Source organism: Pirellulales bacterium, assembly GCA_036267355.1.
GTDB lineage: Bacteria > Planctomycetota > Planctomycetia > Pirellulales > DATAWG01 > DATAWG01.
In genome coordinates, this window is record DATAWG010000034.1 from 37932 (window position 1) to 50361 (window position 12430).

At 62.5% G+C, this 12430-nt stretch carries 9 protein-coding genes; all 9 read left to right on the forward strand.

Translation table 11 applies throughout. The features are described from left to right. The first annotated feature begins 7 nt into the window (after window positions 1–7). Window positions 8–1198 carry an SUMF1/EgtB/PvdO family nonheme iron enzyme gene (locus VHX65_05580; GenBank protein ID HEX3998003.1) on the forward strand — a complete coding sequence of 397 codons (1191 nt, stop codon included), beginning with the start codon at window positions 8–10 and terminating at the stop codon, window positions 1196–1198. 237 nt (window positions 1199–1435) lie between these two features. Then, on the forward strand, window positions 1436–2560 hold the full coding sequence (locus VHX65_05585; GenBank protein HEX3998004.1) for an L-threonylcarbamoyladenylate synthase: 1125 nt from the start codon (window positions 1436–1438) through the stop codon (window positions 2558–2560). Window positions 2561–2715: 155 nt separating this feature from the next. Continuing rightward, a complete protein-coding gene (gene rpiB / locus VHX65_05590; protein HEX3998005.1) occupies window positions 2716–3174 on the forward strand; it encodes a ribose 5-phosphate isomerase B in 459 nt (152 codons plus the stop codon). 237 nt (window positions 3175–3411) lie between these two features. Beyond that, window positions 3412–4932 (forward strand): UDP-N-acetylmuramoyl-L-alanyl-D-glutamate--2,6-diaminopimelate ligase, encoded by a 1521-nt coding sequence (locus VHX65_05595; protein HEX3998006.1) that lies wholly within the window; start codon window positions 3412–3414, stop codon window positions 4930–4932. Window positions 4933–4972: 40 nt separating this feature from the next. Continuing rightward, window positions 4973–6436, forward strand: a complete 1464-nt coding sequence (gene murF, locus VHX65_05600; GenBank protein HEX3998007.1) for a UDP-N-acetylmuramoyl-tripeptide--D-alanyl-D-alanine ligase — start codon at window positions 4973–4975, stop codon at window positions 6434–6436. Between the two features lie 529 nt (window positions 6437–6965). Beyond that, entirely contained in the window at window positions 6966–7592 is a 627-nt protein-coding gene (locus VHX65_05605; GenBank protein HEX3998008.1) for a hypothetical protein, read from the forward strand. Between the two features lie 127 nt (window positions 7593–7719). Beyond that, the gene (locus tag VHX65_05610; protein ID HEX3998009.1) at window positions 7720–9279 is read left to right on the forward strand and encodes an arylsulfatase; all 1560 of its coding nucleotides are present in this window, start codon (window positions 7720–7722) and stop codon (window positions 9277–9279) included. A gap of 253 nt (window positions 9280–9532) precedes the next feature. Continuing rightward, window positions 9533–10969 (forward strand): pyridoxal-phosphate dependent enzyme, encoded by a 1437-nt coding sequence (locus VHX65_05615; GenBank protein ID HEX3998010.1) that lies wholly within the window; start codon window positions 9533–9535, stop codon window positions 10967–10969. Between the two features lie 108 nt (window positions 10970–11077). Then, window positions 11078–12310, forward strand: coding sequence for a PLP-dependent aspartate aminotransferase family protein (locus VHX65_05620; GenBank protein ID HEX3998011.1), 1233 nt, complete (start codon window positions 11078–11080; stop codon window positions 12308–12310). Window positions 12311–12430 lie beyond the last annotated feature (120 nt).

The window sequence follows — 12430 nt, forward strand, 5'->3', positions numbered from 1 at the left end:
CGACGCCATGCCAAAAATATTCCGCCGCTACCGGAAGGATCCACTCTATCCGACCTATCCGCGCGTGCGAAGCTTCGTCATCCACCGGATCGCTCCACTCGGCGGCGATTCGGCGCTCCTCGTCGATCGATTGAACCGCGAGAGCGATCCAATGATCCGCCAGGCTCTGATTCTAGCGCTCGGCGAATTCACGAAGGATCAGTTGAGCGATGCGGGGCGGCAAGCCCTGATCGAACCATTGGCTGCCATCTATCGTCAGACGGCCGAGTCCGGTTTGCGCGGCGCGGCGGAATGGCTGCTGCGCCATTGGGGGCACGAAGATCGCCTCGCCGAAATCGACCACGAATTGATCGGCCAGCATCCGGAAGGACAGTCGTGGTATGTGAACAGCCAGAGCCAAACGATGGTGATCGTGCATGTCCCCGGCGACGTGCAAATCGGCTCGCCCAAGTCGGAGCCGAATCGAGAGACCGGCAATGTCGAGCTGCTCAAGACCGTGAAAATCGACTATTCATTTGCCATCGCCGCACACGATGTAACCGTTGCCGACTTCCTGAAATTTCTGAAATCGCCGAATCAGTATAAGCCCGACGAGATACATTTGGCGAAAACCGACGGCGGTGCGATCGACACGCGATGCCCGGCCAATGGAGTGTCGTGGTATCAGGCCGCGGCCTATTGCAACTGGCTCAGCGCGGAAGAAAAACTCCAGCCGTGCTACCAGCCGAACAAAGACGGCCGGTTCGCAGCGGGCATGCAACCGTTCGACGATTATCTCAAGCGCGCCGGCTATCGGCTCCCCACCGAAGCGGAATGGGAATGCGCTGCCCGGGCCGGCACGAGCACCAGCCACTATTACGGCCAGGCCGACGAATTGCTGCCGAAATACGCGTGGTACGGCGCCAATTCGGCGGGCCACCTTTGGCCGGTCGGGCTGCTGAAGCCGAACGATTGGGGCTTGTTCGACACATTGGGCAACGCGCTCGAATGGTGCCAGGATTATTTCGACCATGGGGACCTGGCGTTCGTCGGCAAGATCGACCCCTCGCCGGTCATTAGCGGCCAGATTCGGGTCGCGCGGGGCGAAAAGTTTCTTAGCGAACTGCCGAATGTCCGCATGGCCCGCCGCGATCTGAAGCATCCTCCGGAAAGCGAAGACTTCATCCTCGGCTTCCGCCCAGCCCGCACCATGCAATAGACGAATCGGCCCGCGTCGCCAAATTCGACCGAGTGTGGTCAAAAAGGGTTCAGACGTGGAACTCCCCCCTAGGCCGGCCTAGTCCGGCGGCGGCGTGCCATCCTTGTTGTCGCTCGGCGCAACGACTGCTATAGTAAAGTATTAGGGTTGATCGCCGGCAAAGCGGGGGCGCGGAGTCTTAGCACGCCGCTGGTGGCGAGCCGGCCCCGACGCTGCGAGACACACAAGGATTCGTCGATGCCTCCGGTCGTGCTTGATATTCGCAACGCCGAAGATTCGCGCGATGTCGTGCATCGGGCCGTGCAGGCGCTCGCCGAGGGGCACGTGATTGCGCTGCCGACCGAAACGGTCTATTCCCTAGCCGCCAGCGCGCTCGACGAAACGGCCGTGGCCAAACTGCTCGTGGCCAAGCGGCGGGCGGCAAGTGTTCGCCCACTCACCTTGGCCGTGAAAAGCGCCGACGATGCGCTCGACTACGTGCCACAGATGAGCGGGCTCGCGCAGCGGCTGGCTCGCCGCTGCTGGCCGGGCCCAGTGACGCTCGTTTGCCGCGACGATCATCCGGCCAGCGTGTTGACGCAGCTGGCCCCGGCCGTGCGCCAGGCAGTGGTGCCGTCGGGAGCGGTCGGACTGCGTGTGCCGGCCCATCCTTTTTTTCTCGATGTGATGCGGCTCTTGGCCGGGCCACTGGCCATTTCCAGCGCGAATCGCAGCGGGCAACCGGAATCGAAAGCGGCTTCGGAAGTCGTGCGGGCTTTGGGCGACGACGTGGCCATGGTGCTGGACGACGGCGAAAGCCGTTTCGGATCGTGCTCGAGCGTGGTGAAGGTCGAAAACGGGCGGCTCGAACTGCTCCGGCCAGGCGTTGTTTCCGAGCAAACGCTGCGGCGGCTGTCGAACCTCGTGATTCTATTGATCTGCACCGGCAATACCTGCCGCAGCCCCATGGCCGAGATCATCGCCCGGCAAATCCTGGCTGAGCGGTTGGGCTGCGAGGCGGACGATTTGGAAGACCGCGGGATCACGGTGCAATCGGCCGGTTTGTCGGCGATGAGCGGCGGCGGAGCGGCCTGCGAGGCCGTCGATGTGATGGCGGAAATGGGGCTCGATCTTTCGGCGCACGAGAGCCGCCCGCTCGGCGATCGTCTGGTGCGATTTGCCGATGTGATTTGGACGATGACGCGGATGCATCGGCAATCGGTGTTGGCCCGCTGGCCCGAGGCCGCGCGGCGCACCGAATTGCTGGCCCTCGATCAGACGGACATTCCCGACCCGATCGGCAGTTCGCAGGATGTGTATCGCGCGTGTGCCAAGCAATTGCACAAAGAGTTGTCGGACAGGCTTTCCAAGTTGGAATTGTGATTCCCCCATCGCCCGTTTCCAGGGTCCGCAACGCGAGCAAGGATAGGTTTTTTCGAATGGTTTGCTCGCCGTGTGCCAATTCACTGGTCCATGGTCAACGAGAACCGGCCATGCCTTGATTTGGACCGGCGGTGTTTTGAATAGAGAACGAAATCATGCGAGTGGCTCTCGGCAGTGATCATCGCGGCGTGCATGTGAAATCGAAGCTCTTGGAGCTTTTGACGCGGCTCGGGCATTCTGTCGAGGATGTCGGCAGCAGTTCGACCGAAAGTTGCGATTATCCCGACGTGGCGGCGAAGGTGGCCCGGAAAATCTCTGCCGGCGACGCCGATCGCGGCATTCTCATCTGTGGCACCGGGCTGGGAATGTGTATCGCCGCGAATAAATTTCCCGGCGTGCGTGCCGCTCCCTGTCACGACGATCTGACGGCCGAATTGAGCCGCCGCCACAACGATCTCAACGTCCTCTGCCTTTCGGCCGATTTGCTGGGCGAACGGCTGATCGATCGCATGGTCGAAATCTGGCTGGACACGCCCTTCGAAGGGGGCCGGCATGCGCGGCGGGTCGAAAAAATCGCCGCTCTCGAAGCAGAGGCCGCCGGCCGGCAATCATGATCGGTTGGCGGATCGCCAACCGGCAACTCGGCGACCCGGCCGACTGTCGGGCGAGCCACGCGCGAACCGACGGATTGCGGCAGATAAACCTGCCTTGACACAAATCGGGAAATCGACACAATCCGCCCCACTCTTCGTTGGCGGAACCACAGGAAGTGGGCTCCCGCCCGCGGACGACCCATTCCAAAAGGCGGCGCCGAACCCGATCGGCGACGCGAGGCAAGGAGGCCTTGCGATATGCCCCAGTGGACCCCCCTTACGCGCTCAATCAGCCTGCGCCAACTTTTCCCCAAGGCAAAGTTCTTCGGCGCCGACGACATCATCGTCTCCAGCATTGCCGGCGACTGGCAGGAAGTTGCCGAGGGAGACCTGTTCGCCGCTCTGGTCGGCTCACGCGCCGACGGCCATCATCATGTCGACGACGCCCTGCGCCACGGAGCGACCGCCGTTCTCGCCGAACGCTTCGTGCCCACGGGCGGTCTGCCGCTCTGCGTCGTGCCCGACACTCGCGTTGCCTTCGCCCGCATCGCTCAGGCGCTGGTCGATAATCCGAGCCGGCGGCTGAAAGTGATCGGCGTCACAGGCACAAGCGGCAAGACGACCACGAGCTGGTTGATCCGCGGCATTCTCGAAGCGGCCGGCCACGCGACCGGCATGCTCGGGACCATCGAGCTGAGCGACGGCCAGTGGTCGTCTCCCTCGCCGGAAACGACGCCATCGGCCGCCGTGCTCGCGCAGTGGCTTAGCCGCATGGAATCGGTCGGCTGCTCGCATGCCGTAATGGAAATTTCGAGCGAAGCGCTGAGCCAAGGGCGCATCGAAGGAATCGAGCTGCATGCGGCGTGCATCACCAATGTTCGCCGCAATCATCTCGATATCCACAACACCCTGGCCAACTATCGCTCGGCAAAAGCGAAAATCTTCAGCTACCTGGCGACCGATGGCTTCGCCGTGCTCAATGCCGACGATCCGGTCGCCGCAAGTTTTGCCTCCGCCGTGACGGCTCCGCTGCTCACGGCCGGCATGCGGGCGATGGCCGAGGTGACGGCCGAAGTGGTCGATCGATCGATGAGCGAACAAACATTTCTGCTCACCGCCGGCTGCGACACGGTTGCCGTGCGCACGCGCATGATTGGCGACCATCATGTGTCGAACTGCTTGATCGCAGCGACCACGGGCTTGGTGTGGGGATTCGAACTGTCGGAAATCGCTCGCGGATTGGAACGCGTCGAAAAAGTGCCCGGCCGCATGGAGCGGATCGAATGCGGGCAGTCGTTCGGAGTGTTTGTCGATTATGCTCGCACATCCGACGCCCTAGCCGCCGCGCTCGACACGCTTCGCGAAGTAACGCCGGGCCGAGTGATTTGCGTGTTCGGCGCCGAAGGGGAACAGGATCGCGACCAACGCCCGCTGCTGGCGGCCGAAGTCGAACGCCAATCCGATCTGGCCGTGCTAACCCAGACCAATCCGCGTTGCGAGCCCCCAACGCGAATCCTGCGCGACGTGCTTCGCGGCTTCGAGCGGCCCAACATCGTCGAAGTGATTCCCGACCGGACTGATGCAATCGGCTGGGCCCTCTCGCAAGCCGAAGCGGGCGATTGCGTGTTGATCGCCGGCCGCGGCCATGAAGAGCAGCAGTTCGTTGGCAATCGGCGCCTGGCAATCGACGATCGGCAATCGGCTCGGCAATGGCTGTACAGCCACGGCCTTTCGACCGAGATGCTGGTGCCGGCATGGCAGCGGCAAAGAGCGGCGTAACAAGAAGAATTTCCGACATCCCGAACGCTGCCCTAGGCACATGATTCACACCCACGAGTGTTTGAGCGACTACGTCATGCAGCTTACTTTGGCCGATCTTCACGAATTGCTCGGCGGCAAGCTTCGCCTGGGAGCGATGCCGCCGCGCGACGGCGAAACGACCTTGGTCGGCCCGGTGGTGGTCGATAGCAGGGAAGTCGAGTCCGATGAAGTTTTTTGGGGGCTCGTCGGCTCGCGATTCAACGGCGCCCATTTCGCCGAAGAAGCCTTCGTGCGCGGAGCGGCCGGTGTCGTCGTCTCCGGAAGGCGGGTCGAGCCGTGGGCCGGCCGGTGGGCGCTCGAAGTCGACGATTCGCAAAAGTCGATGTGGGAACTGGCGGCCTGGAATCGCAGCCGTTGCTCGGCCCCGGTCGTCGCGATCGCCGGAAGCGTTGGCAAATCAACCACGCGGCGGATGATCGACACCGTGTTGGGCTACCGCCTCTGTGGCGCGGCGATTCCGAAAAAATGCAACAACCAGATCGACGTGCCGCTCAGCCTGCTGGCACTCGAACAATGGCACCAATATGGCCTCGTCGAGCTATCGGCCAACCGACCGGGCGAAATTGCTCGCTTGGCCCGGCTGGCGCGGCCGCAATTCGGCGTGATCACTAATGTGCATCTGGCCTATCCGGCCGGTTTCACAAGTGCCGACAGCGTGGCCCGCTCGCATGCCGAATTGCTGAGCGAGTTGCCGCAGGGAACCACCGCGATCCTGAACGCCGACGAACCGGCACTGCGCCGCGTGGCTAGCCGCTGGGCCGGTCGAATCGTCTGGATCGGCCGCGGCGCGGAATGCGATATTTCGGCCGTCGACGTGATTAGCACCGACGGTCGCCTGCGATTCCGCGTCGAACATCAAGCGTTCGATATTCCGGTTTGGGGCCGGCATCACGTCACTTCAGCCCTGGCGGCAATCGCCGTCGGTCGATCATTCGGATTGGACCTGCGCGAAATCGCGACGGCACTGACCACTTTCCGCTCGCTCCCGATGCGATGCGAGATGACCGGCGCCGCAGGCGTGCAAATCATCAACGACGCCTACGACTCGAATCCGACGTCGATGCGGGCCGCGTTGGAATTGCTGCGCGAAATCGACACTTCGGGCCGGCGAATTCTCGTCAGCGGCGATTACAGCAGCCTCGCCTTCGATAGTCCCGACGCGGCTGCGCTGTGGCACCAGCGATTGGGCGCGGATGTGGTCGATCGTTGCGGGGCCGATCAACTCATTGCCTGCGGCCGGCAAGCGGAGCGTGTAGCCACTGCCGCGATCGCTGCCGGAATGCCCGCCGATCGGGCCGTACCCTTCGCGCGGTGGGAAGAAACGCTCGAGCATTTGAGCGGCGTCGTGCGGGCGGGCGACGTCGTGCTGGTGAAAGGGGGCCGATCGATGGGCATGGAACGCATTGTCGAGTCGCTGAAATCACGGCTGGCGTCGAAGATTCCGTTGCGAATTGCGGCGTAGGCGATTTTTTCGAACCGTACACCCAAGGAAACATTAAGGCTCCATCGTAGACGCTCGGTTTGCGGGAACTGGAGCGTCACCCTCCCTCCTGGGGTAGGAGCATCAGCTTGCTGCAGGGCGGTTTCTGGGTCAACCGCTAGCGGCAAGTGCTTCGCGATGGAGCCTACGACTGAGCACCGGGGCGGCAAGTGCCGCTCCGGTGTCTCAGGGAACACGCGGCGCGTAGCGGCCGTGGTGCATCTCGCTGGGGCAGCCAGCCGAGGTTGGAAGCACCACACGCGGAACAATTCGTTGCCGCGACCCCCGGGGTCGCGGTTCGAGCGGCGATGGAAGCCATTTTCCATCGCTGTTCCGCTTTTAGGACCTTCTCGCAGACCGCCACACAAGCCCGACGCGTTAGCGAGGGGTATCTTTGACAGACCTTCACACTCCCTCGGTTTTGCCAAGAATCGCGGGCCACGGTCGAATACAGAGATATCCGAGCGCCGTCAACCCGCGCCCCTGGAATGCCTTCGCTGGACCTCCACCAATGACCTCCGAAAAGCTGCGAGCGAAACTGTCGCGACACAATCGGCTGCAAATCGCGATTGGCTCGGCGCTCTGCGCCGCGGCCCCCGTGCTATGGGTGGGATCGTTTTGGATCGGACGGTATTTATTTTATTTGCCATTCTCGATTGCCGGCGTGCAGGGAATGTGGGGGCCAAGCTGCTATGTCGCTTGGGCGTTTACAGCCATCCTGGCGTTCGAGGGGCTGCGTAGTTCGGGCCCGCTCTTCGAGCTCGACGATTTCGCGCAGTCGGGTTTCAGCGAATACGAAAGCCCTTTCACTTCGACAGCGGATACACGCCTGGTGGGCGCAACACTGGTAGAGGCTTGGGTCGTGACACAAACCTTATTTCTCGCGCCGCGAACAACCGTGTTCGCGATCAGAACCTTGCAATCGGTGACTCGCGCTTCCGATGCAACGATCGAGCAAGCTGCGGCGATCTTTACAGCGCTCGGCACGAATCGCCGCTGGCATGCGGCGCGCGACTTCGGCGATTGCGGTCCGGCAATCCGCTTCTTGAGCCGATTGCGGCTGATCTGGATGCAGGGCGGGTCAAATGGCCTGGAACTCCGCTTCCCTGCCGGCATGAGCGAAGCCGAATTGGTGTGAGATCTGTCGCGCAAGAGCCGGAGCAGCGCGCCTGCTATAATCGTTCCCGGTCGAAAGCCTAGCCTTTGCGGGCTCCATCGATTGCCGGCGTTCGCTGCCCAATCAACCGTGGAAGAAAAACGAAAGAATGAATCGAACCAGTTTTCTGACCCGCATTTGTTTTTTCGTTGCCGCGTGTTTGCTTTTCGTTTCTACCGCTGCGCACGCAGTTCTCGCAGCGGATTCGTCGCAGCAAGCCCCGCCGCGGCCGAATATCGTCTACATCCTCTGCGACGATCTGGGATACGGCGACGTGCATTGCTTGAACCCGCGACGAGGCAAAATCCCTACGCCGAATATCGATCGCTTGGCGACGCAGGGTATGGCATTTACCGACGCCCATGGCGGTTCGTCGGTTTGCACGCCGACGCGCTACGGCATTCTCACCGGGCGCTACGCTTGGCGCTCGCGGCTGCAAAGCGGCGTGCTGGCGGGCGAAAGTCCTCCGCTCATCGCCCCGCAGCGGCTGACCGTGCCCGTGCTGCTCAAGCAACACGGCTATGCCACGGCCTGCCTGGGAAAATGGCACCTCGGCTTGAAATTCGGCCCGCACGGTTATGCCGACTCGATCGAAGATGGCCCGCTCGAGCATGGATTTGACTATTTCTACGGCATCAGCGCATCGCTCGATATGCCGCCGTTCGCCTTCGTCGAAAACCACCGCTTCACGGAAATTCCCTCGGTGACCAAGAAGTGGTTGCGTGCCGGGCCAGCCGCGAAAAGCTTCGACGCAGTCGATGTTCTGCCGACATTGACCCGCAAAGCGGTCGCATATATTGGCGGCCATGCGGCGAGCGCGAAGTTAGGAAATCCGTTTTTCTTGTACCTCGCGTTCACCTCGCCGCACACGCCGATCGTGCCGACCGCCGAATGGCAAGGCAAAAGTCCGTTGGGGCCATATGGAGATTTCGTGATGCAAACCGATTGGGCGACCGGCGAAGTGCTGCACGCGATCGACAAAGCCGGCTTGGCCGACGACACGCTCGTCATCTTCACCAGCGACAACGGCTGCAGTCCGGCCGCCGGTGTCGACAAGCTCGAAGCCAAGGGGCACTACCCAAGCGCCGAATTTCGCGGATATAAGTCGGATATTTGGGACGGCGGCCACCGCATTCCGTTCATCGTCCGTTGGCCGGGCCAGGTGAAAGCCGCCGCCGCCAGCGATCAGCTCACCTGCCTTACCGACTTGCTGGCAACGTGCGCCGATTTGGTCGGCGACAAGCTTCCAGACAATGCCGGCGAAGACAGCGTCAGCATCCTGCCGGCGCTGTTGGGCCGCGACAAGGCGCCGCTGCGCGAAGCGGTCGTGCATCATTCGATCGACGGCCTGTTCGCGATTCGCCAGGGTCCGTGGAAGCTCGAGTTTTGCCCCGGCTCCGGCGGTTGGAGCACGCCGCACGATGCTCAAGCGACGAAAGCAGGTTTGCCCGAGATTCAGCTCTACAACATGCGGGGCGACGTCGGCGAGCGAACCAATGTCGAAGCCGACCACCGCGATATCGTCCGCCGCCTGACGAAGCTGTTCGAGCGCTACGTTGCGGAAGGCCGCAGCACGCCCGGCGCCACGCAGTCGAACGACGTGCGGGTCGAAATCTTCAAAACGGCCAGTGCCAAGGCGAGCGAAAAGCTGCGCGAAATCGGCGACTAAGAGCCCGTTGAAGTATTGCCCCATGGACGATTGCTTGTGTGCCACTGGCTCTGCCAGTGTCTTCATTGGGGAGCCTGCCAACTCGCAGCTCACACTGGCAGAGCCAGTGGCACACGAGAATCTGTCAACGATTTCCTCGCTAATGCTTCGGGCTTGTGTGCCGCAGTTCGCCGCTAGCATCTCGCGTTGCCATAGACCGGTTCGCCGCGCGCAGATACTATCTGCGACCCGATTTTTCTTGCGAGGTCTAACCATGTCTACCGGTTTCTTGGCCGATGGATTGATTGCCGGCGGCAATGTGCCAATCCACACGTCGACGTGCCCCTCCGACTCGCGCACCGTGCAACTGCTCGACCTGATCGGCAATACGCCGCTCGTGCCGCTGCGCGCGATCGACACCGGTCCGTGCGAACTGCTGGTGAAACTCGAGAACTGCAACCCCGGCGGTTCGATCAAAGATCGCATCGGCCGCTCGATGATCGAAGCGGCCGAGCGCGACGGCCGGATTCAGCCCGGCTCGACGCTCGTCGAAGCCACGGCCGGCAACACCGGCTTGGGCCTCGCGCTGATCGCGGCTCAAAAGCAATATCGCCTGATCCTCGTCATTCCCGACAAGATGAGCCAGGAAAAGGTGAACCATCTCAAGGCACTGGGGGCCGAGGTGGTGATGACCCGCAGCGACGTCGGCCGCGGCCATCCGGAATATTATCAAGACATGGCCGAGCAGATCGCCCGGCAAACGCCGCGCAGCTTCTACGTCAATCAGTTCAACAATCCAGCCAATCCGGCGGCCCACGAAACGACCACCGCTCCGGAAATCTGGCGGCAATGCGAAGGGCGGCTGGATGCGGTCGTGTGCGGCGTCGGCTCCGGCGGCACGCTCACCGGCCTGAGCCGCTATTTCGCCAAAGTCGCGCCGCATGTGGAAATCGTGCTGGCCGATCCGGTCGGCTCGGTGTTGGCTGATTACATCGCAACCGGCCGCATCGGCGAGGCCGGCTCGTGGCTCGTCGAAGGCATCGGCGAGGATTTTCTGCCGCCGATCGCCGATCTTTCCCGCGTGCGGCGGGCGTACCAGATTTCCGATCGCGAAAGTTTCGAGGTTGCCCGCGACCTGTTGCGGCGCGAAGGGCTGTTGGCCGGCTCGTCGTCGGGCACCCTCGTCGCCGCCGCCCTGCGCTATTGCCGCGAGCAGACCGAGCCGAAGCGCGTCGTTACGTTCGCCTGCGACTCGGGCAACAAATATCTTTCGAAAATGTACAACGACAACTGGCTTGCCGACCAGGGCATCGACCGCCGCGAGCGCACCGGCGATCTGCGCGACTTGATCAGCCGCCGGTTTGCCGATCAGGCCGTGGTCACCGTGGCGCCGAGCGATCCGCTTTATATCGCGCATACACGGATGCGATCGCACGACGTGTCGCAGCTTCCCGTCGTGCAGCGCAGCGCGATCGTCGGGCTGATCGACGAATCGGACCTGCTGTTGGCGGTGGCCGACGACCCGGCCGGCTTTCAGCAGCCGGTCGAGCGGCACATGATCTCCCGATTGGTGACGCTGCCGCGACACGCCCGGATCGACGAGGCGCGAGCGATTCTTACAAGTGGACTGGTGGTGATCGTCGCCGATGAAACAGGTTTTCACGGACTGATTACCCGGACCGACCTGTTGAACTTTTTGCGGCGGCGCTAACGCGCGAAACCGCAAGCGAGCTTCCCACGCCGAGTGGGCTGGTGGCTCGCTTGCGGTTTCGCGCGTCGAACATCAATCGGTTTTTGCGACATCAGGAAATGAACAAACATGCTTCACGAAACAACTCCGGCAATCGCTGGTGCGGCGACGAGTGTCGTCCCCGTCGTGCTGCCCCTCGCATCGACTTTGCCGCCGCGGCTCGGATTCGCCACGCGAGCGGTTCATGCCGGCCAGCATCCCGATCCGACGACCGGGGCGGTGATGCAGCCGATCTACGCCACGAGCACCTATGTGCAGCAGTCGCCCGGCGTACATAAGGGCTTCGACTACGGTCGTTCGCACAACCCGACGCGCTTCGCCTTCGAGCGCTGCGTGGCCGATTTGGAAAACGGGCAATCGGCGTTCGCGTTTGCCTCGGGCTTGGCTGCAGCAGCCACGGTGCTCGAGGTGCTCGACCATGGCGCGCACGTTGTCGTATGCGACGATTTATACGGCGGTTCGTATCGCCTGTTCGAACGCGTGCGCCGCCGCACGGCGAACCTCGATTTCACGTATGTCGATCCGACCAATCTGCCGGCGCTCGAAGCGGCCATATTGCCGAACACGCGGATGGTGTGGATCGAGTCGCCATCCAACCCGCTTTTGAAATTGGCCGACCTGGAGCGCATCGCCGCGCTCGCGGCGCGGCATCATTTGATCAGCGTCGCCGACAACACGTTTGCCACGCCGTTCGTGCAATGCCCCCTGACGCTGGGATTCGACATCGTCGTCCACTCGGTGACGAAATATCTCAACGGCCATAGCGACATGATCGGCGGAGCGGCGATCGTCGGCGATCGAAAAGATTTGGCAGATCAGCTTCGCTTCCTGCAGAACGCGGTGGGCGGGATTCTCGGGCCGTTCGATTGCTTTCTGGCCTTGCGCGGATTGAAAACGCTCTCGCTGCGCATGCAGCGGCACTGCGAAAGCGCGATGCAGATCGCCGATTGGCTCGAGCGCCGCGGCGACATCGTCCGGGTCTACTATCCCGGCCTGCGCTCGCACCGGCAGCACGATCTGGCCAAGCGCCAGATGCGCGCTTTCGGCGGAATGGTGTCGGTGGTGGTCGATGGCGGACAGCCACGGGCCAAACGGCTGCTCGAACGCTGCCGCATTTTTTCCCTCGCCGAAAGCCTCGGAGGCGTCGAAAGCCTCATCGAGCATCCCGGCCTGATGACCCACGCCTCGATCCCGGCCGCCCAACGGGCTGCGATCGGCATCGACGACGGATTGGTGCGGCTATCGGTCGGCGTCGAAGACGTGCAAGACCTGCTCGCCGATCTGGAGCAAGCGCTGCAGTAGGCCTTTTCGCACAGACTAAGCCGACTGCTGTATCGACTCGCCGATTATCTGGCTGACGCCTTCATGAAAGCTCGTAACGTGCGATCGAAAGTATCGCCTGTCATGCTGGGATTATACGTT